Genomic DNA, 23,845 nt, shown 5'->3' on the forward strand with positions numbered 1-23,845 from the left:
GGGCGCTCTGCCTGCGGACAGCCCCATCGCGGTACATTACAGGAAGGCGAGAACCCACAGCAGAACAATGTTCACCAGCAGCAGCATCAGTCCTGTCGGCGTCTGGGCTTTAATCACCGCATTACGATCCGGTAACTCCAGCAGCCTGGCAGGGACGAGATTGAAGTTGGCGGCCATCGGCGTCATCAGGGTGCCGCAATAGCCAGAAAACATCCCGATAGCGGCAACCACCGCCGGATTTGCCCCCAGATGCTGAATCAGTATCGGAATACCCACCCCGGCGGTAATAATCGGAAATGCGGCAAAGGCATTGCCCATAATCATGGTGAGCAGCGCCATACCGAGCACATAGAGCACCACCGCCCCCAGCCGGTTATCCACTGCCAGCCAGCTCTCGACAAGGTGGGCGATGGCGGTGCCCACTCCGGCTTTGGCAAACAGCAGGCCAAGAGTCGCGAGGATTTGCGGCAGGATAAATGCCCAACCAATAGCATCCAGCAGGCGACGTCCTTCCTGCACCGATTGTGCCGGTGACTCCCTGGTCAGCGCGATGGCAATCAGCCAGCCGACAATACAACCCAGCGACATAGAAAACAGCGTGACCAGGGTGGCGTGATTCCCTTCGCCGAAAAGCCATTGTTGCAGGCCGGCAATATTATTGAAGGCAAGGATGCCCAGCACGGTAATCACCGGGATAGCCAGCGCAGGAAGAAAAAGACGGTTGCGCAGACGCGCGGCGCTGGCCCGCTGTTGCTGATCCGTACGGGTGTGATAGCTGCCCATTTTGACACCGCCCAGCCCGGCAATCAGCGCCATGACGATAACAATCCCCCCGGTGGTGATGTTCACCGCGCTGGCGGCGTTTTCTGCCCCGGTCAGGTGGGCCGCCAGCTGATTTGTCCAGTCTCCGATGGCGAAAACCAGCGCATACAGCCCCCAGAACAGACCGGTGGTGAGACGGCGCGGATTGGCCCTGTCGCGCCAGGACATGATGGCGACCACCAGTAACAGGAGTGCCGCCAGGTCATTCAGATATTGTTGCTGAAACATTAGCATATTCCTTTTTCTTTCAGCGCATTGCTGTTGAGTGTGCCCAGTTCAGCGGCAATGCGTTTGTCCAGACGACGAAGGCGCACGGCATGAATGATAAAAGCACAAATGGCCGTCGGCAGGCCCCACAGGGCAATGTGCAGTGGTTCGGTCTGAATTCCGGCGCTCTGTTCCATAAAGTTATGCATAAACAGCACGCCGCCAAAGGCCACGAAGATATCTTCACCGAAGAACAGGCCGACGTTGTCTGTCGCCGCAGCCATTGCACGCAGCTTCATGCGGATGTCACCGGGGAGTTCGCCATGAAAATTCTCCGCCGCGCCTTCTGCCATTGGAGCCAGCATTGGCCGCACCATCTGCGGATGACCGCCGAGGCTGGTCAGCCCTGCCGCCGCCGCCAGTTCGCGCACCAGCAGATAAACCGTCAGCAATTTTCCGGCGCTGGCGGAGCGGATCCGTGAAATCCACATCTGCGCCCAGTGTTTCAGTCCGTGCCTTTCAAGCAGCCCAATGACCACCAGCGGCAAAACAATGATCAGCGCCAGATTTCGTGTGTTGAGGAACCCCGATCCCAGATTTTCCAGAATCAGGTTTACCGGCATACTGGCGCTGACTCCGGTAGCAATCCCGGCGATAACCACCACCAGCACCGGATTGAGGCGACACAGGAATCCCACCACAATCACCAAAATTCCGCTTAGCGGCCAGTAATTTACTGCTTCGTTCATAGTCACTCCGGTTAAAAGCGGGCCGCTTTGAGCCTCGATCAATTGTTGCCTGCCGCGTTCCCGCTGCGGCACGCGTTGCCTGTTTATTAAGCAAAACCTGTGCCAGCGCAACAGCGGTCAATATCACTGTCGCAGCAGAATTAACAAAATTGTTGAACAATAATCAGCTGCTGCTGCAAAACCTGTTAAGGATTGTTCATTGATTATCGCGGGCCGGTGCAATCAGCAAAAACATGCACCATGCTGGTGAGTTGTCGGGCCTGCTTTCCCTGTTATGGTGCAAACCGCTGGCGAAGCGAATGGGAAGGTGGAAAAGCCTGCCAGGTTGATGCTGGCGCTGCCTTTCCCTGTTGTGAAAGTTGTGTGACTATTCACGGCAGAATCAACAGTTAACAAGGCCAGAGAGAATGGCAACGGATAAAACAGCATCAGATAACGCGCTTTCCCTGAGTGAGAGTGTGGCACTAAGATTGCGGCAACAGATTACTTTGGGCCAGCTGCGCCCCGGTCAGCGTCTGTCCGAAGCTCAGTTGAGTGAAAAACTGGCGGTTTCAAGAAATACCCTGCGGGAGGCCTTCCGCATGCTGACGCTGGAAAGACTGCTGGAATACCGCCCAAATCGCGGTGTTTTCGTCAGTACGCCGGATATGATGCGCATTATCGATATTTATCGCGTACGCAAAATGATTGAATGCCAGTCCGTTGCCAGCGCCTGGCCAGGGCATCCGGCCGTCAGGCTGATGCGACAGGCCGTTGAAGAAGCGCTGATCTGCGGAGAAAAACAGGACTGGGATGGAGTGGGTTCGGCAAATATGGCCTTTCATCGCGCCATCGTGGAGCTGGCAGACAGCCAGAGGCTAAGCGACTTCTACCGCCATATTCTGGCCGAGTTGCGTCTGGCATTCGGACTGCTGAACGATGCGGAGCATCTGCATTTTCCCTTTATCGGCATGAATAATGCGTTGTTATCGCTGGTTGAAGCCGGGCAGGCCGCTGAAGCCGCCCGGATGCTTCAGGAGTATCTCGACAGATCCGAACGTGTGCTGCTGGCCTCCTTTGCCCGCCGGGACGGGGATGGGTGAGGGAATGATGACGACGAAAATGGTCGGCCGCCAGAGTGGCATATCCTGCCCGGCGTTGAACCGGAATCTTCATCTGCCTGACCAGGGTGCCCTTCGGCAAAACTGACGGTTTTTCTTCAAAAAAACTCACCTTTTATTTCATGAAATTTGAACAAATATCCCGCCTGCTGCCGTGATGATTATGCCCTGCACCCACGGCGGGGCGGGTTTTACTCAGGCCGAACAGTTCAATACTCTGCATACTGACAAAAAAAGTGAGCATGATTAGTCGCTTGTCACTCATTTACCTGCCGATAAGCAATGTTAAGTTGTATTTGATAATGATAATATTTATCACAATCATTACAAAAAACTTACACTGTCATGCAGGGTCGACAATGAAACGCACTAAAGTAGCCGTAGCGCTGGCCGTCATTCTGGCCGGAAAATTCAGTTATGCAGCGGAAGAGAACATGGTGGTGACCGGCAACATTCTCGGTGATTCGCGTGCCGAAGAGGTCAAAACCTGGGCCGGAAGCCGTACCGTTATCAGTAACGATCAGCTGGCAAAAGGTGCCAACCGCACCGTGGATGATGCGCTACAGCGTGTGCCAGGGGTGAAAATTCAGGATGAAACCGGCACCGGCGTACTGCCGCAAATTGCCGTGCGCGGTCTGTATGACAGCCGCAGCGGTCGCGCGCAAATCCTGGAAGACGGTATTCCGCTGGTATTAGCCCCCTACGGGCAGGAAGGGATGTCGCTGTTTCCGGTGACTTTTTCCACTATTGACCGCATTGACGTAGTGCGGGGTGGGGCGGCGGTGCAGTACGGCCCGAATAACGTCGGTGGCGTGATTAATCTGATCAGCAAACCCATACCGGTGAAGTGGGAAAACGAAATTGCCGAACGCGCCACCTTTTACGGTAAAGGTCGCAACCTCTGGGACACTTATCTGCGCACCGGCGGGATGCTGAATGATGATTTCGGGCTTCAGGTCGAAGCCAACCAGGTCAAAGGCAGCTCTTTCCGCGAAAACAGTGACAGTAAAGTTGAAAATTTCCGGCTGCGTGGTCTGTGGAACATCAACGAAAACACCACCTTAAACCTCTCTTATCAGCACTACAACGCCCATGCCGATCTGGCCGGTGCCCTCTCCACGGCGGATTACCTCAGCAACCGCCGACAGAGCACCCGCCCTTACGACGATTTTGATGGTCACACCAATCGCTACAGCATGGTTTATGACCAGCTGCTGGGTTCGCTCGGTTTTATTGATTCGGCCGAATTCAACTGGACATTTTTTGGCCATCAGTCAGACCGTGAATTTCAGGTGGGGATGAGTAAAGTACCGGGGCAGAGCTTTAATCCGGCGTTACCGGCCGATATCGTGCAGAACTCGCCGCGAAATTTCAAAGTGTGGGGCACGGAGCCGCGAATCAGCCTGGATATCAATGGCGACAGCGTCAATCAGCAGTGGATTATTGGTGGCCGTTTCGTCAGCGAGAAAGTGGATTATCAGGTAAGCCAGCAGACGCTGGCGACTGGCGCGACCAGCGTGACGCGCGACTGGAGCTTTGACGATAAGGCCTGGGCGGGCTATGTCAGCAACGCCATTAAACTGATTGATGACAAGCTGACCATCACGCCGGGGATGCGTTACGAGAACGTCAGCGAAAAATATAGCGACAAAAAGACCGGGCAACGCACCAGCGCACCCGATACGCAGTGGCTGCCCGGTTTGACCGTGGGCTATCAGCTGACGCCGGAGTGGTTCCTCTATGCCGATATGCAGAAAAGCCTGCGCCCGGTGCAGGTGACGCAGATTGTTAAAGGCGGCGATGTCAGTTCAGAACTGGCGTGGAACTACGAAAGCGGCGTGCGTTATACCCCGGCGGAGAACCTCAGCCTGCACGCTGGTTTGTATCGCATTGATTATAAAGATCAGATTTCTTACGACAGCGTGTCAGACAGTTATCTCAACATTGGTCGTACCCGACATCAGGGTGCTGAACTGGAAGGCTTCTGGAGTCCGCAGGCGGTGGAAGGTCTGAAGCTGCATGCGGGCTACGCATACCTCCAGGCAGAGCAGCGCAACGGCGTCAACAGTGGCAAAGAGGTGCCCTATGCCTCGCGTACACAGCTTACGCTTGATGGCAGCTACGAATGGCGCGACACCACCTTCTCGCTGGCGGGGTATTACTTCAGTAAATCCTTTGCGGATGCGGCCAACACGGTGGCGGAAAACAGTAACGGTTCGGTCGGTCAGATGCCGTCTTACTGGGTGTGGAACGCGCAGGTCAGCCGCGATCTGTATAATTCTGGCCGCACCGTGCTGAATGGTTATCTGGGAGTTAATAACCTCTTTAACCGTGATTACTGGTTCCGCGGCGTGGATACCAGCCCATGGGGACGTCAGCCCGCGCCGGGACGTTCGGTTACCGCCGGGGTCAGCCTGAAGTTCTGATTGTGACGATGAGTTGGCCGATGTCTTCCTTTATGGCTGGACGAAAAACAGCCCGCTGTAAGGCGTTTTCACGTAATCGCGGTATAACGCTTCCAGGTCAGCCTGGGGATCAACGTCACTGAACTGCTGTGGATGGAACAGCTTTGCCATCGCTTCCAGCGCCACCACGTTAAAAGGACTGTCATAGAACTGGTGGTAAATCGCCATCACCCGTGAGCTGCTCGCCACCGGCAGGACGCTGACCACCGGGCGCTGCATCAGCGCCTGCAAACGCGGCAGGGTGCTCTGGCGCGTTGCTTCGTAGCCGAGCGGCACCGCCTGCGAGGGCGAACCGCGCTGGCTCCAGTCTGCGCCGCTCATCAGCCAGACGTCCGGTCGGGCGACGATCAGCAGTTCTGCACTGACCTCCGCCCCCTGTGGCGGTACTTTATCCGCCATCAGGTTGCGTCCTCCTGCCGCCGGGATAAATTCGCCAAAACTGTCAGCACCAAAAACCGCGCAGCAATTCATGCCGTTCATCCCGGCATGGTTCTCAAACACCACGCCGGGCCAGCTCGCTGGTGGGATTTTCGCCACCCGCTGTTGGGTGCGTTGCAGCAGCTGTTGCCAGCGTGCAATAAAGCGTTCGGCATTGGCCGTTTCACCCGTCACCGCTCCCAGCAGGCGCAGACTGACCGGCGCGTTGGTTAACGGCTTCTGGCGGAAATCAATAAACACCAGCGGAATACCGCTTTTCTCCAGCAGTGCCAGCGTCCCTTCGCCGCGCAGTTTCGCCACTATGCCGATATCAAACACAATTAAATCCGGTTTCAGCGTGGTCGCCTGCTCGACGTTGAACGTGCTGCGATAGGGATTGATAAACACCGGAATGGCGTTTAACTGCGGGAATTGTCGGGAAAAATAGCGTCCCATATCCGGGGCGCGGGTTCGCAGTGAATCATCCCAGGCCACAACGCCTTTCAGTGCATCACCGGGGTGCAACAGGCTCATCGGCAGCAGCATCCGGCTGTCGGCCAGAATGATGCGCGTGGCGGGGGCTTTCAGGGTGACGTTGCGCCCGGCAAGATCGGTCACGTTAATGGCTTGTGCCAGAGCAAACAGTGGGCATAACAGGATAAGGAACAGCACAGGCCATTTACATTTCATTAATCTTTTCTCTTTCCGAATAATCCTGGTGTAAAAATTTATTTAATCATTTTCGTCTGTTATTTTTTGCCAGCATGACGTTTAAATCATCAGTGTTTAGCAAAAAAATCCATAAATTCAGCGCGATATTCACGTCATTTATTCAGCCGGTTTCACAGCTTACGGCGATTTGTTAACAATTCCTTATTGAAAATATTTAACAATGCTTGTCAAATCATTTGAAAAACTTCAGCATAATCGTAATGATAATGTAAATGATAAGTATTAACTAACAGGATTTTGTATGATTTCGTACACCTCGCCGGGAGAGCGTCGCCACTCTGCATCAGGATTATTTGGCATCCTTAACTCTGTTCCGCACCCCATCATTGTCGAAATGATCGCCACCGCAGGATATGACTTCGTCCTGCTGGATCTTGAACATTTGCCACATCATGAAACCCTGCTCAGTCAGTGCATTCAGCTGGCACAGCTTCACGGCTGCACTCCGCTGGTGCGTATTACCGTTGATGATATTCCCCGCGCCGGGCGCATTCTGGATATGGGGGCGCACGGCATCGTGCTGTCACGGGCGGAAAGTGCAGAGCAGATAAGCGCGCTGCGCGATGCGATGTTCTTTCCGCCGCTGGGTAAACGCGGCATTACCGGCGGTAGCGTGACCGGTTTCGGCACGCTGCCGCTTGGTGACTACATCCGCCAGGCGAATGAAAAGCTGTGGCTGGTGCCGATGATCGAGACGCCGCAGGGCATTGAGTCCATTGAGGCGATGCTGCGTATTGCGCAGGTGACGATGGTAATGGAGGGGGCGCTGGATCTGGCGATGAGTATGCAGCTCGGCCCGCAGCCGTCGCATCCCGATGTCGAGGCACAAATTCGTTTACTCGCCGCTCGTTGCCAGGCCGCAGGGAAAACCTTCTGCGCCAATCCCCGAACGCCGGAACAGCAGCGCTACTGGCACAGCCAGGGGATTGACTGTTGGTTATGCGGCGAAGACCGGGGATTTTTATTCCGCACCCTGAAACAACGTTTGACCGATCTCCAGTCTCTCTGAACTCTCCCTACTACAGGTATGCACATGCTTAATAACAAGCCTTATGTGATAGTCAGTCACGTCGTTAATGCGGCGGTGACCGAAGGTTTCATTCCCGCTGCACAACGTCTGGGTTACCCGGTGGTGCTGCTCACCGACCATGCAATGGCGCACAATCAGCTGCTGGATGACAGCATCCATGTGATTGAGTGCGAGGTGTTCAATCCGCTGTCGATCCTCGACACCCTGACCGAATGGGGGATTACCCCTGCCGCGCTGTTCTCCAACAGCGACCATTTGCAAACCGCGACGGCGATTGCCGCCACTGCGCTGGGGCTGCCGGCGAAAAACTGGCAGATTTGCTACGCGGCAAAAGAGAAGTGGCGGATGCGCCAGCGGTTGCAGGCGCAGGGATTACCGTCGGTATGGTCAACGCAGTTGCTGCCCGACGCACAACCCCAGGCGGACTGGCCGTGGCCGGTGGTGATCAAACCCGGCCAGGGCGTGGCTTCAATGGATGTGCGGCTGGTGGAGGATCTTGCCAGCTGTCAGCGCTACCTGGCCTCGCTGCCATCACGTCAGACGCTGCTGGTGGAAGCCTTTATGAGCGGCCCACTGTTTACCCTGGAGACGCTGGGGGATGGTAATGAGCTGGTGGCGGTGGGCGGCTTTGATGTTGAACTCTCCGCACCGCCCCATTTTATTGAAACCGCCGCGCGTTGGGCGGGCGAGCACAGCACGCGCTGGAAGCAGCAGGCACTGGCCCAGCTGCGCGATTTCGGCGTGGGTTTTGGTGTCTGCCACAGCGAATTTATTGTCACGGACGCGGGACCGGTGCTGGTGGAGATCAACTACCGCAGTATCGGAGATGGCCGCGAAATGCTGCTGGATCGTCTGCTGCCGGAAGGCTGGTTTCTGCCCATACTGCGCCTGCATCTCGGCGAGCCGTTGCCACCGGTCAAACCGGCGGTGGGTGAAGCATTGATCCACTACCTGGTGGCCGAACAGAACGGCATCCTGCGCCAGGCTCCGCAACCTGCCGATGCGCCAGGCCTGCGCTACCGTGCGCTGAAAGCGCAGGGCGAACGCCTTGAGCTGACCTGCTCCAATAAAGACTATCTTGGCGTGCTCTATTTCGAAGCCTGCGATGCTGTTCAGCTTGAGCAACTCAGCACCCGTACTCTGGCGACGCTGAACTGGGAGATTGCCTGATGGACCAGCAGGATTACATCACCTTACGCATTATTAACGCCTGTCTGCGTGAAGACGTCAGCGGCCTGGTCAGCAATGGTCATATCCTTAAAGAGCAACAGCAGTGCTGGCTGATTTATCAGACCGCCCGACAAAAACTGCGGCTGGCGGTGTCGGCCAGCGACTACATGCAGCACTGGCAGGCGCTGCATCCGCGCTGGGAAGTGGAAACCGCCACCGGATGGCAGCCGCAGAGAGGCTACGCCGCCTGGCTGGCGGCGCTGATGCCCGACGGGCAGGAGGAAACCCGTCAGCTGTTTGCCACCTATAAAGAAGAGGCGGATGCCGCAGTGGCGCAGGGGGAGCTGTGCGCGGCGGCCTTTGTCCAGCAACAGGCAAGGTTAATGCGTACGCCAGCGGAAATGAATTGGGGCGAGCGACTGCGTCATGCCGATCAGCTGGCGAGCTTTCTCGATCATCCTTATTACCCTACCGCCCGCGCCAAGTTTGGCTTCAGCGAGGCCGATCTGCGCCAGTACGCGCCGGAGTTCTGCCAGCCGTTCCGCCTGCGCTGGGTGGCGCTGTCGCGCGAGCAACTGCGGCTGACCGCGCCCGACGCCAGACCCACATGGTGGCCGCAGCCGCAGCAGGTGGGACTGGATGCCGGGATGCAGGCCGATTATGAGCTGGTCCCGGTGCATCCACTGACCCTGCCTCATCTCACCGCGCTGCCTGCCGGAGCGGTGATTGCGCCTGCATCGTGGCTTGAGGTTTATCCGACGCTGTCGGTGCGCACCGTACAGCTGGCGGACCATCCTGCCGATCACCTTAAGGTGCCGCTGAGTATGCGCACCCTCGGACAGAAGAATATCCGTCTGATCAAAGCTTCCACGCTATATGACGGCCAGTGGTTTGCCGAAGTGCTGTCTGCGATCGGTGAGCAGGAGCCGCTGCTGCGCGGGAAATATCGTCACGTTGACGAGCGTTTCTGCGGGCATGTTGCCGAGGATAAACAGCTGGCCTTTCTGCTGCGTCGCTATGCCGCCCCGCGCCCGGGTGAAACACTGCTACCGGTGGCGGCGCTGGGCAGCCGCCTGCCGGACGGACGTCTGCTGCTGGCGTCATTGCTGCAACAGTCGGGGATGCCGGATGCTGCCAGCTGGTGGCGTGAATACTGCCAGCTGATGGCCGATGTGCATCTGATGCTGTGGCTGCGCTTCGGCATTGCGCTGGAATCGAACCAGCAAAATGCGGTGCTGAGTCTGACACCCGGTGAACCGCTGACGCTGGTGATGAAAGATAATGATGCCGCCCGCCTGCTGCCTGAGCGCTTCAAAACCGCCTGTCCGTCGCTGGCCGCGCGTGTTGATCAACTGCGCGATCCGCGAATCAGCGTGCAGGACGACCTGGCGCTGGCACAAATGTTTATCACCATCACCCTTCAGCTCTGTCTGGCGGCGGTGCTGGAGAGTCTGGCGGCAGCGAAACTGCTGGAGAGAGAAGCGGCGTATCAGACGCTGCGCACGGCGCTGGAGAACAGCCTGACGCAGCTGGAACGGGAAGGTGTGGCTACCGACTTTGCCCGGCAGCAGCTGTTTGCATCGCCCACTCAGCCGGTGAAATACCTGTTGCTGAGCGGCAGCCTGCTGAGTAAAGAGGCTTCCGGCGCGGCGGATATCAACAAGTTCTATGGACAAAGCGGGCCGAACTTTCTGCGGCGGGGGAACGGCTGATGCGCAGCACGCTGCTGGTGGTGCTCGCCTGCCACTTTCTGGCGGCGTTTACCGTGCTGGGCGTGCCGCTCTATCTGCCGCGTTTACTGACGGCGTTTGGTATCGGAGAACAAAGCCTGTGGGCCGGCGTGCTGTTCAGCTTACCGGCGGTGATGACTGCACTCTCCTCGGCCTGGTGGGGACGCTTTGCCGACCGTTATGGCAGACGGCTGTCACTCCAGCGTGCGCTGGTGGGGCTGACGCTGGCGTTTCTTCTTGCCGGTGCGGCACCTTCGCTACCCTGGCTGATGGTGGCGCTGGCGATGCAGGGCCTGGCAGGTGGCACGCTGGCGGCGGCCAACGGTTATCTGTCGGTTCATCTGCGCGGCGATGAGCTGGCGAAGGCGCTGAACTGGACGCAGTTTTCAGCCAGGCTGGCGCTGTTGAGTGCTCCACCGCTGATGGGCGTAATTCTGATGCTGTTTCCGCACATCGGCCAGCGGTTATGGCTGGGACTGGCGTTGCTGCCGCTGTGTGGATTGCTGTTCAGCCTGTGCCTGCCTGCTGATGAGGTCACGGTCAAAAAAGCCGCTCCCGCCGCTGTGGGTGCGGGCAGAAACCTGCTGCGGGATCTGTGGGCAATGCAGTTTCTGTTTAACTTCGCGATGGTGGTGACCTTTCCCTATTTCCTGCCGTATGCCGCCCGCTGGCTGCATCAGGAACTGTTAATTGGCGTGTTTTACAGCTGGCCGCACCTTATCTATCTGCTGCTGTTACCCCTGTGGCACCGGCTGGCGGGACGCGCATTGTACTTCCTGCCGGGCACGGTGCTGATGGCCGTGTCTGCTCTGTGGCACACGCAGCTGGCCGGGGAGGCCGCGTTGCTGATGGCGCGAACGCTGTTTGGCCTGGGGATGTTGCTGGCCTACAGCGGTGCGAATCAGATGCTCAGTGACCGGATCCGTCAGCACAGCGCCGGTAAGCAGTTTGGTCAGATTGATGCTGCCGGTAAATGGGCCGGGGTTGCCGCCGGAACCAGCGCAGGCTGGCTGGTGGTGCATTTCTCTTTGCAGACGCCCTGGCTGGCGTCTGCCTTTGCGGCTCTCTGTGCCGCGTTAATCTTTGTTACTTCACCTTTACGAGGATCAGGTTATGTCCGTATCACTCGCGGTTCGTAAACATCCGCTGCTGACGCCAAAAGTCTCGCCAGAGCGGGAACAGGCGGAATTTGCCGGTCTGACGGCGCTGCTGAACTGCTATATCCGTGAATTCGCCCGTCCGGCAGGCAGCATCAGCCTGGTACGCCAGGGAAATATTCCGCTGTCGCTCGCCAGTCGGATGGTCTCCGGCGAGGTGGTGCTGCTGGAATTCGGGGGGGCAGAGGGTACGCTGCTGGCTATTCGGGCGCAACGCTGGAGCCTGTTGGGGCGCGGTGATTTTATCGGTACGCCCTTTGTGAAGCAGTTTGGTCGTCCGTGGCGGGCGGTGCGCTGTAGCGAAGCGATGGCGTTTCTGGTCGGGGATATGGTGCGCCAGACCGGTCAGTTGCCGGACCTTGAACTGATGGATCAGATTGAAAACAGCGTACAGGTGATGGCGTCATTTATTTCGCATCTGCCGCACGCTACGGCTGAACATCGTTATATTCGCAGTGAAGAGAGCCTGCTGTGGGGGCATCCGATGCATCCCAGCCCGAAAAGCCGTCAGGGGGTGACGCCGGAAGCGCTGCTGGCCTGTTCGCCGGAAGTCTCGGCGCGTTTTCCGCTGTACTGGTTCCGCATTGACCCTTCGCTGTTGCAGGTCAGCGGCGATGCGCCGGTTTCCGCCGTGCTGGCGCAGTTGCAGGGCGCAGACTGCTATCCGTGCCATCCGTGGGAGGTGCGCCATATTACCGGCTCACCGGTTTATCAGCGCGCGCTGCGTGCCGGGCTGATCACCCCGCTGGGGCAGGTAGGGCCGGATTTTGCCGCGACCTCTTCGGTGCGGACGCTGTACCTGGCGTCGCTGCCGTATTTCCTGAAGCTCTCCATTCATGTGCGCCTGACTAACTGCGTGCGTAAAAATGCCTGGTACGAACTGGAGAGCGCCGTGGCGCTTAATGCCTTGCTGGAACGCCATTTCGCCCGGCTGGAAGCCAGTGCGCCAGGTTTCCACATTATGCGTGAACCCGCCGCCAGCAGCCTCGATTTCTCGGCCATTGCTGAGGAGGGGGAAGCGGATGAGGTGCGCCATCTTCAGGAATGTTTCGGCATCCTCTATCGCGACAACCTGCGCGATGAGCAGCCGTGGCTGGCTGCGGCACTCTTTGCTCTCGACCATCAGGGCAACAGCCCGTTGCAGGCGGTTATTTCACAGCTCGGTGCGGCGCGCGGCTTGACCATGCAGCAGGCCAGTCTGCTGTGGCTGGAGCATTATCTGGCGGTGTTATTGCCTGGCGTACTGGATGCCTTCTTCACCGACGGTCTGGTGTTTGAGCCGCATCTGCAAAATGTGCTGCTGGCGATGAACGGCGAGCTGCCGACTGATATCTGGATACGCGATCTGGAAGGCACCAAGCTGACCACCGAACGCTGGTCAGCCGGGGATCTGGCGATGATGTCGGAACGGGCACGTCAGTCTGTCTGGTACAGCCGTGAGCAGGGCTGGCGGCGCGTTGCCTACTGCCTGTTTATCAACCATCTGTCAGAAGTGCTGTTCCGCCTGGCGGATGGCGATCGTCAGCTGGAGCAGCAGCTGTGGGATCGGCTGGCGACTCAGCTGGCCCGCTGGCAGCATCAGCCGGAGATCGCCGCGATGCTGGCAGGTGGCGCGATACCGTCGAAAAACAACCTGAAAATCCGTTTGTTGCAGCAGGCTGATCGACATGCGGATTACACCATGATGCAACACCCAATGAGGAGCGCCCGGTGACGCCGCAGGTACTTGAGACGCTGCAACAGTTGCAGCAACAGCGCACAGAACCCTTTTGTGCCTATGTTTACGATCTGAGCGCGCTGGCTCAGCACATCCGGCAGATGCGCAGTGCGCTACCGGCAGGGTGTGAGCTGTACTATGCCGCTAAAGCCAATCCGGAAGCGGCGGTGCTGCACACGCTGAGCGAGTTTGTTGACGGCTTCGAAGCCGCCTCTGGCGGCGAGCTTGCCTGGCTGCGGCAGCAGGTGCCCGATAAGCCGCTGATCTTCGGCGGTCCGGGTAAAATGGAGAGCGAACTGCGCCAGGCAGTAGAGTGCGGGGTGGTCACCCTGCATGTTGAAAGCCTGACGGAACTGCGCCGTCTGACGGCCATTACCCAACAGGAAAACCGCCGCGTGGCGGTGCTGCTGCGCATGAATATTGCACTGGATGGCATCAGCGGCACCCACCTGATGATGGGCGGAAAACCGACGCCTTTTGGTCTGGATGAGCTGGAGTTGCCCGCCGCATTGCAGGAGATTGCCGCATCGCCATTGATTGAACTGCGCGGCTTTCACTTCCATCTGATGTCACATCAGCTGGATGTGGATAATCATCTGGCCCTGATTCGGCTCTATCTGGACAAGGTGCAGGACTGGTGCCAGCGCTGGTCGCTGTCGGTGGATTTAATCAACGTCGGCGGTGGGATAGGGATCAACTACCTTGACCCTGAGAAGCATTTTGACTGGGCCGCTTTCTGTCAGCGCCTGCCGGATATCACTCAGCAGAGCCAGGCCCGTGGCTGGACGCTGCGTTTTGAATGTGGGCGCTACATTACCGCGCCGTGTGGCTGGTATGTGATGGAAGTGCTGGACATCAAGAAAAACCTCGGGGAGTGGTTTGCTATCGGGCGCGGCGGCACGCATCACTTTCGTACGCCTGCGGCGCAGAGTCACAACCATCCGTTCAGCGTACTGCGGCGAGAGCAGAACACACCCTGGATTAGCGGGCAACAGGTGACGCTGGTCGGCCAGCTCTGTACGCCGAAAGATGTGCTGGCACGTCAGCAGCCGGTTACGGCGCTGGCACCGGGTGACTGGCTGGTGTTCAGCCTTGCCGGAGCCTATGCATGGAATATTTCGCACCAGAATTTCCTGATGCATTCACCGCCTGAAATGTTCTGGCTGAAGTGAGGTAATGGAAGCAGGCGATGCATCGGGCATCGCTTGCTTTCCTGCAAGGGGGTGACTGAGGGGATACCTTTTATTGTGCCGTAATCAGGTGAGTTTCATCGCCTGTTTCAGGTTTTTAGCTTGAGCCAACGGCTGAGCCCAATCAGCCAGCTGCTCAGGATTTTGAGATCAGGTTATTTTTAATAAAGTCGTCCTTCAGAGGGTGCTTTGCTGCGGAAGTTGAAAAAATCCTTGCTGCACTTGTATCATGCATCATAGCTGATACATATTGATCAAGTATCTATTTTTCAGACCGATATACTTTTTCCTGATTTTCAAATTCACGTCAAAATAAAGGTAATCTTCAGTATCTACTGAGTGAGTTATTTCATGAATAATAGTCTGAGTGAGTCCTTCAGATGATGAAAAAGTTTCGTCATTCAAAAATATTCTTTTTAAATTTTGTTATATATCCCATAAACACCCTTGTTGTCTGAATGCATGTTGCTGATAATATATCTGTTATCGAAGTCTGAATTTAACAGATCAATTGCCGTATCAGGTTCTGCAACTTTATTATGTTCCTGTGCAGATGTATCAGAGATGGGCATGGTAAATTCTCCCCATGAATTTATATATTGAGGATAAAAAGGAAGATTTATTCTGTATGAATAACTTTTCCTTTGCGGTTGAAATGCAACAGGGAAGAATGATATCCCGGTTTGTCAGCCATTTTTCATCCCTGGTTAATCTTCCCTGATTATTTTTATATTTTCATGCTGTCAAAAAATGATAAAAACCAGAAAAAAATTCTCCAGATTCAAATCAGAATATCAGGGTGTTTTTTTATTTTCTTTTTTTTGTTATGTAAATAATTTATTTTTTATGGTGGTTAATTTATAATGATTATTATCATCGATCTTCAGAGCTTATTTGAAAATCACAGTCAAAAGAATAACGGTAGCCTGTATGCCAGCATACGTGTCTTACTTACTCAGCCTGCAATGAAGATAACCTGTGACAAGACAACGCGATTTTGATTTCTCCCATCGCCCCCTGATCCCCTTAGCGCATGATTATCAGCATGGGGATTATGAAAGCTGGCATACGCACAGTTGCGCCCAGTTAATTCATACCCTAAGTGGCGTGGTTCGCCTGGAGACCCGGCAGGGTATCTGGGTGGTGCCCCCCTCGCGTGGGGTGTGGATACCCTCAGATACGCCTCATGCTCTGCACATCGTGGGTGAAGTTAAGGCCAGAGTGCTGTTTGTTGAGCCGCTGGCCAGGGCAGATCTGCCGGTGGTCTGCCAGGTGGTGGCAATCAGCGCGCTGTTAAGGGAGCTGATTGTCAGCTCGCTGGATCTGCCCGCGGAGTATTCATCCGGTAGTCGGGCGGAACGTATTTATGAACTTATCCTTGATGAGATCCGTTTGATGAATACGCTGCCGTTCAGTTTGCCTGAACCGGTTTCAGAGCGACTGAGACAGCTGTGTGACGCCGTGCGGCAGGCCCCGCATCAGGAGTGGAGCGTGGCGAACGCGGCCAGTCAGGTCTGTGTCAGTGGCAGAACGCTCAACCGCCATTTTTATCAGCAAACCGGTATGCAGTTCAGTGAATGGGTCCGTCGTGCCCGTCTGCTGCTGGCCCTGACGCGTCTGGCGCAGGGCGAGCAGGTGACCCAGGTGGCGCTGGATTCAGGCTATGCCAATCCCGGGGCGTTCAGCGCCATGTTTCGCCGGGTGATGGGGGTTTCGCCCGGTGATTACTTCAGGGCGTCATGAAGTGTGCGGCGGCATTGAGCATCGCCTGGAGCGAAGCGCGGGTGATATCGCTGTCAATGCTGACTCCCCAACCGCATTCGCCGGCACGGTTACGACAGCAGACATAGGCGACAGAACGGCTGTCGCTGCGTTTACCCAGCGTATGCTCCTGATAGCTCTCAATTTCCATATCGGTTTTCAGCTCACGACACAGCGCGCTCAGCGCTGCGGAGAGAAAACCGTTTCCTGACCCTTGCAGATGCAGACTTCTTTGCTGATAAATCAGTTCGGCAGTCAGCGTGGTGCGCTCGCCGGGCAGGTTGGTGCAGCTGTATTGCGTCAGGCTTAACGGGGGCAGGTCAACCAGCCCGTATGCTTCGCGGAACAGGTTCCAGACGGCCATTTGCGACATCTCTTTACCTTCTGCATCCGCGCGGTTCTGAAGCAGCTGGCTAAAGGCCTGTTGCAGCTGACGGGGCAGATGCAGGCCGTGATTCTGTTCCAGCAGCCACGCCGGCCCGCTTTTACCCGACTGACTGTTGACGCGGATCACCGCCTCATAGCTGCAACCAATATCGGCAGGATCGAGCGGCAGATAAGGGATTTGCCAGAAGGGATCGGATGAGCGCTCTCGGGCGGCAAAGCCTTTTTTGATCGCATCCTGGTGAGAGCCGGAGAATGCCGTGAACACCAGCTCTCCGGCATAGGGATGACGCGGCGCGACCGGCAGCTGGTTACACTCTTCCACCCGCTCCACCACTTTTTTCATCTGGCTGAAATCGAGTCCGGGGGCGATCCCCTGGGTGTAAAGATTCATCGCCAGGGTGACCAGGCAGACATTTCCGGTGCGCTCGCCGTTACCAAACAGACAGCCTTCGACGCGATCGGCCCCCGCCAGCATCGCCAGTTCGGCACAGGCAATGCCGGTGCCGCGATCGTTGTGCGGATGCACGCTGATACTAACCTGTTCGCGGCGGGAAAAATGGCGACAAAAATGTTCAATCTGATCGGCATAAATATTCGGCATACTGACTTCGACCGTTGCCGGAAGATTGATAATCATCGGACGCTCAGGTCCGGGCTGCCAGACTTCAGCTACGGCTTCTGCTATCTGTAAGGCAAAATCCGGCTCGGTAAAACAGAATGTTTCGGGCGAGTACTGAAATGTCCAGGCGGTTTCCGTAGCCTCAGCCGCTAAGCGGCGAATGTGTTTTGCGGCATTGGCAGCAAGCTGGACGATCTCTTCCCGCGTCTGGCGGAACACCACCTCCCTGAACAGAGGTGCCGTTGCGTTATATAAATGGACGGTTGCGCGGCCGACGCCTTGTAAGGCTTCAAAGGTGCGGGTAATTAAATCTTCCCGCGCCGGGGTCAGCACCTGAATGGTGACATCCTGCGGAATGCGCTGTTCCTCAATCAGCCGCCGGACAAAGTTAAAATCCGTCTGCGACGCGGAAGGAAAGGCGACTTCGATCTCTTTAAATCCACACTCAATCAGCAGCTCCCAGAATTTCAGTTTACGTGCCACATCCATCGGTTCCGCCAGCGCCTGATTACCGTCACGCAGATCGGTTGACAGCCAGCGCGGCGGGCGGGTCAGCGTGCGGTCAGGCCATTTACGCCCCTCAAGGTTAATGGGAGGGTGTGCTTTATATTTTGACGACGGGGTGTTTAACATGCCGGACTCCTTGTAGTGGGAATCGACAGTGTTATGCAAACCCGGGCGGCAGCGCTCACCGATATCTGACAACCGATTACGCAAAAGTGACAAAATCGAAAATAACCGGCTTATGGCGGCAAAAAACAGACGGTCGGTATTTTAAACGCAAACGTGCTGTGCCTTTGGTAAGAGAGTGCGGGGTTCTAACGGGCCAGATGCTGCTGAGTGGCAATGCATCGCGGATATCAGCGCAATGACTGATTGTAAGGGGCTGACTGACTTTCGTCTGGCCAGGTGAGGATAATTATTCGTCGTAGCGGAAGAAAAGGGCCTGCAATCAGGCCCTTTGAACTGGCTATTTTGTGCTCTCGGACTGCGTTGCGCTGAACTGCTGCGTCAGGAAAGAACTGGTACTGTTTAACTGGCTTATCACACTGTCCAGCTGAGTGAACTGCTTTTTATAGCGTTCCAGCGTGTTGTCGATGCGCTGGCTTTGCTCGCTGTATCTCTGTTGCAGTGTGCTAAGACGGCTACTTGCCGCACTTTGTGCATTTCCCAGCGAACCGTTCTCAGAAAGGGCGCTGGTGAGCTGTGTGGCGATGCTGGTTGCCGTGCCGGTGCTCTTGCCATTACCGGCAAACAGATTGCTGACGTCTTCCGGGCTTTCTGTTATTGCGGTATGCAAGGCATCCTTGTCCAGCTTCAGCTTGCCGGTCATCGGGTCGGTGGTGATGCCGACCTGGATCAACGACTGGAGTGAATCCGATCCTGAGCTGTCCGTCAGGGCATTCTGGAGCTGGCGTTGAATGGTACGTACGGTGCCGTCACCCACTAACGGGCCGTTGCTGCTGTCTTCAGATGAAGACTGGGTGGTATCGCTGTCACTGGCATCCGCCGCCGCTGATTTTGTCAGGCTGGCAGAGGTGTCCACCTGAGCGTTATAGGCATCCACCCAGTCGCTGACCGCCTGCTCTGCGCTGTCTGTGTCGGTGGAAACGGTAACGGTCTGACTGCCTGAGGTGACGGCATTGAGATCCAGCGTAACCCCAGGCAGCGCGTCGCTGACGGAGTTTGAACTGCTTTCCACATCAATATTATTCACGCTGAGTTTTGCATTCTGCGCTTTAACACTTTCGCTCAGGCCCCCACCGCCCGCGCTGAAGCCAATAAACTTTTCCAGTTTGTCGTCTCCGTCGGCACTGACCGAGGTAATGGCGTGGGAGGTTCCCGTTTCACTGGCGGTCAGTGACAGACGATAGCTGCCATCCGCCACTTTCACCACGCTGGCGGTGACCCCGGCATCGGCGTGGTTAATGGCATCCTGCATACCGGACATGGAGGTCTGGTCGCTGCTCAACTTGATATCTTTGTGTGAACCATCAGCCAGCGTGATGGTGAGTGTGCGGCTGTCAACGCCGCTGTCACCCAGTTTCGCGTCAGTATCTTTCGCAATCCCGGAGGTCAGGGTTTGCGACTGGGCAAGTTGTGACACGCTGACGCTGTATTTCCCTTCCTGAGCGCCTGCCGTGGTGGTGGTGCTGATGGCGGAGCTGGAGCTGTCAGCTTTGGTGGCGTTGAACAGCGTAGGGTCGGTCAGTTTCTGGTTCGCGGTCTGAAATGTCTCCAGCGAACTTTTCAGCTGTCCATAACCGCTCAGCTTTGCGGTCCAGGACTGCTGCTGCTGGGTGACAGGCGTCAGCGCGGCCTTTTCCGTCTCCTCAAGCTTGTCGAGCATCCCGCTCAGATCCAGCCCCGAGCCGACATCCAGCATACTCATACCGCTGTCAGTGGTGCCGGAATCGGTAGTTGAACTTTCTGAGGTGGTAGTCGCCGTGGTGGGGGTTGCCGATGACGTCGTGCCGGAGGATGAGGGCGTCGTTGTGGTGGAGGTTGCTGCCGAGTCATCTGACGATGTGGTCGCCGTTGCTGCGGCTTGCGTTGATGAATCATCAGCAACAGAGGGGGTTGCGGTGGCGGCAGATAATGCCGAACTGCTTAGCGCAGATGAGACCGGTAGCGATGATATTGTGCTCATAATGTTTCCTCGTTGTTTTTGTACACAGGAAGTTAGTAGCAGTTGAACTTATCGGCATGACCAGAGAGAACTTCAGTAAAAATTTGCGTTATAAACGCAAATCAATTTTTGCTTATCTGAGCAAGGCGCAGTGGCATTGAGGGTGTTTGCAGTTGCTCACTTTTTGTAAATATAAAGAAATATTAATGTATTTTTTGTAAGGGAGAGTCAATAAAACTTTTGCCATCGATGAAGACTGCTGAAAATGACGGCGTGTCTGCCTGAAGCTTTTCAGGAGTGGGAAATGGCCGTTAAGTTGGCGCAGGCGTAGCGGATTTGCATCGCTACCCAGTGATATGCATGATAATGATAGCTATCTATCATTTAAGGTCAGGGCAATGAAAAAAATCTCTATGGCTGGCGTGGCAAAAGCTGCCGGAGTCGGTGTGGCAACGGTGGATCGGGTGCTGAATGGCCGCGCACCAGTACGACGCGAAACCCGTGAACGGGTGCTGAAGGCTGCGGAACAGCTGGGATACCGTGAAGAGCTGCTGACGATGATGGCCTACGAAGCAAAACCGGCAAAATCTGCCGTGCGCACCGGGTTTATTTTGCTTTCGAAGGAGTATTCATTTTATCAGTCGCTTGCAGAGCAAATAACCCGCGTGGCTGGTGACTCTGTTCAGGAGCAACCGGAGTTTGTCTGGCTTGATATTCACGATGTGCAGAGCATGGTGGTGTCTCTGGAAGCGCTGGCCGAACGCGTGGATGTTATCGGGCTGGTTGCGCTTGACCATCCGTTAATCCGCCACACGATTAAAAAAATCACCGCCGCCGGGGTGGCGGTTTACGCGCTTTTTTCCAACCTCTCGCCCTGTGGACTATCCGGGTATATCGGCCTTGATAATCAGAAGGCGGGAAGGACGGCCGGATGGTTTGCCGACAATCTGCTGGCGGCAGGGGATGTGATTGGTGTGCTGATTGGCGATCATCGTTTTAACTGTCAGGAAAGTTGCGAAATCAGTTTTCGTTCTTATCTGCGCGAAAAGCAATGTGACTACGTGGTGTCTGAACCTTCGATGACCTATGAAAGCGTTGACGGTGGCTATGCCGTGACCCGGCAGCTGCTGGCGGATAACAGCAATCTGGCCATGATCTACGCTCCGTGCGGCGGAATTGAAGGGGTTATCAAAGCGATACAGGAAAGTGACCGGCGGCAGATAAAACTGTTATGCCACGGTCCGGTTATTGGTGATGAACTGGCGCTTATTGCCGGACATATTACGGTTATGATAAGGCATCGGATTGATTTCATGGCCGAAAAAATCATTCACCTGATGATCAATACCCCTTCTGACGACAGCAATGCGCTGCATATCACCGTGCCGTTTGACCTGGTCACTCGCGAAAATATCTGAACAGGTACAGGTCACAGTGGTGAAGCTGATGGCAAAAAAAATGATAGAAAAATATCATTCAATGATCAAAAAAATTCATGATCTCTATCAAAGAATGAAAATTTCATTATTGTGACGGACGAAATATTTGTTTGATACTGCCTGCACTTTCAATGTAGGGGGCTGTCATGCCAGTTTCTCATCAACGCCATAATATCGCTTACGTTATGTTTATCTGCTGCGTCGCTGCCCTGGGTGGGCTGCTGCTCGGCTATGACTCGTCGGTTATTTCCGGTGCGATTGAACCGCTAAGCCACCATTATCAACTCTCCGCAGCCCAGACCGGATGGGCTGTGTCGAATGTCATTATCGGATGCGTTCTGGGATGTCTGATTGCCGGCCAGATTGCAGACCGCTACGGACGTAAAAAAACGCTTCTCCTCACCGCCGTGCTTTTCCTTGTCTCGGTAATCGGAACCTCTCTCGCACCGACTTTTGAGCTGTTCGTGGTGTTTCGCATCATTGGCGGAGTGGGTATCGGGATGGCGTCGGTGGTTTCACCGGTCTATATCGCCGAAGTGGCCCCGAAAGATTACCGGGGAAGGGCGATGACCATGCATATGATTTGCTGCGTGGGTGGTCAGGTGTTGGTGCTGCTGACCAATTATCTGATTGCCAGAGACGCCGCTGCCAGCTGGCTGAATGATACCGGCTGGCGCTGGATGCTGGGCTCCGCATTCGTTCCTTGCTTTCTTTTCTTTATTTTTATCAGCTTTATTCCGGAGTCTCCGCGCTGGAACGTGATGGCTGGTAATGATGGCCTCGCCCTGAAAACGCTGACCCGAATTTCCAGTCAGGCTCACGCAAAAAATGTGCTGAAGGAAATTAAAGATTCCTTATGCGCCTCTGAGCGGCCGAACCCACAACCCACTGAAAAAATTCGTTTTAATAAACGTAATATGATTTTTCTGGTAGTCGGAATTGGCCTGGCCATTTTCAACCAGCTGACCGGCATTAATGTCATCCAGTATTTTGGACCTTCCCTGCTGAGAAATGTCACCGGCAGTATGCAGGAGGCGATGTTTATGACCATCTGGCTGGCGGTAATGCAGTTTATTGGCGTGATGGTGGGCATGGCGCTGATTGACCGGGTTGGCCGTAAAATCCTGCTGTCGGTGGGTTCGTGGGGAGCCGCACTCTGTCTGGTGATGACTTTTATCTCTTTTTATTGCGGCATTAAGGGCGTCGCTTCTGTCGTCGGGCTGTTTGGTTTCATGCTGATATTCGGGGCGACCTGGGCGCAGGTGGTGTGGACCGTTATCGGCGAAATTTTCCCTAATCGTCTGCGGGCTGTGGGCATGGGGCTTTCCATCAGCGCCATGTGGATATCCAATTTTCTGGTCAGCCAGAGTTTTCCGATGATGAATGAGAATCCCTGGCTGATGGCGCACTTTGGCGGCGGTTTTCCTTTGCTGATTTTTGCATTCTGCTCGCTGATTTCCTGGTGGTTTGTCCGTCGGTATGTGCCAGAAACAAAAGGTGTTTCGCTGGAAAAAATGGAACAGCTGGTGGCTGAACGTTTTGCACTGACCAGCCGTAAAGAGAAGTCTTCCCTCGTTAAATCTGAAGAGAAAACCCTATGACTGTATCTGTTGCCAGTGCGCCCTGTAGCTGGGGTGTTGATGATGTTAACAATCCTTATCTCCCGCCGTGGCAGAAGGTGCTGCTGGAAGCGGCGCAGGCGGGCTACCGAAGTATTGAGCTGGGTCCGTGGGGATACCTGCCGGTGCAGGCGGATCAATTAACCGCTGCGTTAAGGCAGCATGACCTTTCGCTGGTGGCGGGGACGATTTTTGATGATTTGGTCAGCGAAGAGAATTTCCCGGCGATGGTTGAGTTGACCCACCGTATTTGCCGCAATCTCAACGCCGTGCCGACTGCGGAGAAAATTCATGGTAGTGATCAGCCGCCACCCTACCTGGTGATAATTGATTTTGGTAACCCGCAACGGGCTGCGCTTGCTGGTCAGCCGCAACGTTCTCCCCGTCTTCCGGCAGAACAATGGCGGGCGATGATCGAGCATATTGTGGTTCTCAGTGAAATAGCCTGGAAAGAGTACGGTGTTCGCCCGGTTATTCATCCCCACGCCGGAGGCTGTATTGAGTTTGCTGATGAGCTGGAAAAGCTGGTGGCGGATATACCGCATACGGTCGCCGGTCTTTGCCTGGATACCGGGCATCTTTATTACTCTGGCATGGACCCGATTACCACCTTCGACAGGTACTGGGAGCGGATCGATTATCTGCACTTCAAGGACATCAATCCGTCGGTCTGGCGGGAAGTGATTGAAGGCGAAGTGGATTTTTTCTCTGCCTGTGCCAGAGGCGTGATGTGTCCGCTGGGTTGCGGGGCAATTGACTACCCGAAAATCCGGGATTTTATTCAGCAACGTAATTATCAGGGATGGGTCACTATCGAACAGGAAAGGGATCCGCGTCATGCCGACACCAGTCTGCGCGATGTCACGGCAAGTCTTCACTATCTGCAATCGGTCGGTTTTTAAGGG

At 55.6% G+C, this 23,845-nt stretch carries 17 protein-coding genes; 12 read left to right on the top strand and 5 right to left on the bottom strand.

Features of this window, described 5'->3' with window-relative positions; translation table 11 throughout:
* Window positions 1-36: 36 nt before the first annotated feature.
* Both AC3RPL_RS23935 and AC3RPL_RS23940 read right to left on the bottom strand, forming a co-directional pair.
* Window positions 37-1,050 (bottom strand): DUF979 domain-containing protein, encoded by a 1,014-nt coding sequence (locus AC3RPL_RS23935; RefSeq protein WP_490741804.1) that lies wholly within the window; start codon window positions 1,048-1,050, stop codon window positions 37-39.
* On the bottom strand, window positions 1,050-1,778 hold the full coding sequence (locus tag AC3RPL_RS23940) for a DUF969 domain-containing protein (protein ID WP_490741805.1): 729 nt from the start codon (window positions 1,776-1,778) through the stop codon (window positions 1,050-1,052). The genes AC3RPL_RS23935 and AC3RPL_RS23940 overlap by 1 nt, the downstream gene beginning before the upstream one ends.
* Window positions 1,779-2,185: 407 nt before the next feature.
* Here AC3RPL_RS23940 and AC3RPL_RS23945 point away from each other — a divergent pair, with 407 nt between their 5' ends.
* Both AC3RPL_RS23945 and AC3RPL_RS23950 read left to right on the top strand, forming a co-directional pair.
* Window positions 2,186-2,860, top strand: coding sequence for a GntR family transcriptional regulator (locus tag AC3RPL_RS23945; RefSeq protein WP_490741806.1), 675 nt, complete (start codon window positions 2,186-2,188; stop codon window positions 2,858-2,860).
* A 377-nt stretch (window positions 2,861-3,237) separates the two neighbouring features.
* A complete protein-coding gene (locus AC3RPL_RS23950; protein ID WP_490741807.1) occupies window positions 3,238-5,304 on the top strand; it encodes a TonB-dependent receptor family protein in 2,067 nt (688 codons plus the stop codon).
* 30 nt (window positions 5,305-5,334) lie between these two features.
* Here AC3RPL_RS23950 and AC3RPL_RS23955 read toward each other — a convergent pair whose 3' ends face one another.
* Window positions 5,335-6,450, bottom strand: a complete 1,116-nt coding sequence (locus tag AC3RPL_RS23955; RefSeq protein WP_490741808.1) for an ABC transporter substrate-binding protein — start codon at window positions 6,448-6,450, stop codon at window positions 5,335-5,337.
* Between the two features lie 283 nt (window positions 6,451-6,733).
* On the opposite strand from AC3RPL_RS23955, the gene AC3RPL_RS23960 reads away from it, so the two are divergent.
* From AC3RPL_RS23960 to AC3RPL_RS23990, 7 genes are all read left to right on the top strand, one after another.
* Entirely contained in the window at window positions 6,734-7,501 is a 768-nt protein-coding gene (locus AC3RPL_RS23960) for an HpcH/HpaI aldolase family protein (RefSeq protein WP_490741809.1), read from the top strand.
* A gap of 24 nt (window positions 7,502-7,525) precedes the next feature.
* A complete protein-coding gene (locus AC3RPL_RS23965) occupies window positions 7,526-8,692 on the top strand; it encodes an ATP-grasp domain-containing protein (RefSeq protein ID WP_490741810.1) in 1,167 nt (388 codons plus the stop codon).
* On the top strand, window positions 8,692-10,404 hold the full coding sequence (locus tag AC3RPL_RS23970) for an IucA/IucC family protein (protein WP_490741811.1): 1,713 nt from the start codon (window positions 8,692-8,694) through the stop codon (window positions 10,402-10,404). The genes AC3RPL_RS23965 and AC3RPL_RS23970 overlap by 1 nt, the downstream gene beginning before the upstream one ends.
* Window positions 10,404-11,561 (top strand): MFS transporter, encoded by a 1,158-nt coding sequence (locus tag AC3RPL_RS23975; protein WP_490741812.1) that lies wholly within the window; start codon window positions 10,404-10,406, stop codon window positions 11,559-11,561. The genes AC3RPL_RS23970 and AC3RPL_RS23975 overlap by 1 nt, the downstream gene beginning before the upstream one ends.
* A complete protein-coding gene (locus tag AC3RPL_RS23980; protein WP_490741813.1) occupies window positions 11,536-13,293 on the top strand; it encodes an IucA/IucC family protein in 1,758 nt (585 codons plus the stop codon). Before AC3RPL_RS23975 ends, AC3RPL_RS23980 begins: the two co-directional genes overlap by 26 nt.
* Window positions 13,290-14,468: a type III PLP-dependent enzyme gene (locus AC3RPL_RS23985; protein WP_490741814.1), complete on the top strand. Its 1,179-nt coding sequence runs from the start codon at window positions 13,290-13,292 to the stop codon at window positions 14,466-14,468. Before AC3RPL_RS23980 ends, AC3RPL_RS23985 begins: the two co-directional genes overlap by 4 nt.
* A gap of 996 nt (window positions 14,469-15,464) precedes the next feature.
* Window positions 15,465-16,229: an AraC family transcriptional regulator gene (locus AC3RPL_RS23990; RefSeq protein WP_490741815.1), complete on the top strand. Its 765-nt coding sequence runs from the start codon at window positions 15,465-15,467 to the stop codon at window positions 16,227-16,229.
* Here AC3RPL_RS23990 and leuA read toward each other — a convergent pair.
* Both leuA and fliD read right to left on the bottom strand, forming a co-directional pair.
* Complete coding sequence (gene leuA / locus AC3RPL_RS23995; protein ID WP_490741816.1) at window positions 16,216-17,886, bottom strand: 2-isopropylmalate synthase; 1,671 nt, start codon at window positions 17,884-17,886, stop codon at window positions 16,216-16,218. The genes AC3RPL_RS23990 and leuA overlap by 14 nt on opposite strands.
* 337 nt (window positions 17,887-18,223) lie before the next feature.
* Window positions 18,224-19,903 (bottom strand): flagellar filament capping protein FliD, encoded by a 1,680-nt coding sequence (fliD, locus tag AC3RPL_RS24000; protein ID WP_490741817.1) that lies wholly within the window; start codon window positions 19,901-19,903, stop codon window positions 18,224-18,226.
* 377 nt (window positions 19,904-20,280) lie between these two features.
* Between fliD and AC3RPL_RS24005 the strand changes: the two genes are divergently transcribed.
* The 3 genes from AC3RPL_RS24005 (at window position 20,281) to AC3RPL_RS24015 (ending at window position 23,842) form a co-directional block, all read left to right on the top strand.
* The gene (locus tag AC3RPL_RS24005) at window positions 20,281-21,300 is read left to right on the top strand and encodes a LacI family DNA-binding transcriptional regulator (protein ID WP_490741818.1); all 1,020 of its coding nucleotides are present in this window, start codon (window positions 20,281-20,283) and stop codon (window positions 21,298-21,300) included.
* A gap of 167 nt (window positions 21,301-21,467) precedes the next feature.
* Entirely contained in the window at window positions 21,468-22,922 is a 1,455-nt protein-coding gene (locus AC3RPL_RS24010) for a sugar porter family MFS transporter (protein WP_490741819.1), read from the top strand.
* Complete coding sequence (locus tag AC3RPL_RS24015) at window positions 22,919-23,842, top strand: TIM barrel protein (protein ID WP_490741820.1); 924 nt, start codon at window positions 22,919-22,921, stop codon at window positions 23,840-23,842. Before AC3RPL_RS24010 ends, AC3RPL_RS24015 begins: the two co-directional genes overlap by 4 nt.
* Window positions 23,843-23,845 lie beyond the last annotated feature (3 nt).

The sequence above is a fragment of the Erwinia papayae genome (genome assembly GCF_058241465.1).

Bases quoted from the DNA above. Each gene is read 5' to 3' on its own strand.
- AC3RPL_RS23965 (WP_490741810.1), top strand. From the start codon at position 7,526: ATGCTTAATAACAAGCCTTATGTGATAGTCAGTCACGTCGTTAATGCG.
- AC3RPL_RS24005 (WP_490741818.1), top strand. From the start codon at position 20,281: ATGAAAAAAATCTCTATGGCTGGCGTGGCAAAAGCTGCCGGAGTCGGT.
- AC3RPL_RS23970 (WP_490741811.1), top strand. From the start codon at position 8,692: ATGGACCAGCAGGATTACATCACCTTACGCATTATTAACGCCTGTCTG.
- AC3RPL_RS23945 (WP_490741806.1), top strand. From the start codon at position 2,186: ATGGCAACGGATAAAACAGCATCAGATAACGCGCTTTCCCTGAGTGAG.
- AC3RPL_RS23955 (WP_490741808.1), bottom strand. From the start codon at position 6,450: ATGAAATGTAAATGGCCTGTGCTGTTCCTTATCCTGTTATGCCCACTG.
- AC3RPL_RS23980 (WP_490741813.1), top strand. From the start codon at position 11,536: ATGTCCGTATCACTCGCGGTTCGTAAACATCCGCTGCTGACGCCAAAA.
- AC3RPL_RS23950 (WP_490741807.1), top strand. From the start codon at position 3,238: ATGAAACGCACTAAAGTAGCCGTAGCGCTGGCCGTCATTCTGGCCGGA.
- AC3RPL_RS24015 (WP_490741820.1), top strand. From the start codon at position 22,919: ATGACTGTATCTGTTGCCAGTGCGCCCTGTAGCTGGGGTGTTGATGAT.
- leuA (WP_490741816.1), bottom strand. From the start codon at position 17,886: ATGTTAAACACCCCGTCGTCAAAATATAAAGCACACCCTCCCATTAAC.
- AC3RPL_RS23935 (WP_490741804.1), bottom strand. From the start codon at position 1,050: ATGTTTCAGCAACAATATCTGAATGACCTGGCGGCACTCCTGTTACTG.
- AC3RPL_RS23940 (WP_490741805.1), bottom strand. From the start codon at position 1,778: ATGAACGAAGCAGTAAATTACTGGCCGCTAAGCGGAATTTTGGTGATT.
- AC3RPL_RS23975 (WP_490741812.1), top strand. From the start codon at position 10,404: ATGCGCAGCACGCTGCTGGTGGTGCTCGCCTGCCACTTTCTGGCGGCG.
- fliD (WP_490741817.1), bottom strand. From the start codon at position 19,903: ATGAGCACAATATCATCGCTACCGGTCTCATCTGCGCTAAGCAGTTCG.
- AC3RPL_RS23960 (WP_490741809.1), top strand. From the start codon at position 6,734: ATGATTTCGTACACCTCGCCGGGAGAGCGTCGCCACTCTGCATCAGGA.
- AC3RPL_RS24010 (WP_490741819.1), top strand. From the start codon at position 21,468: ATGCCAGTTTCTCATCAACGCCATAATATCGCTTACGTTATGTTTATC.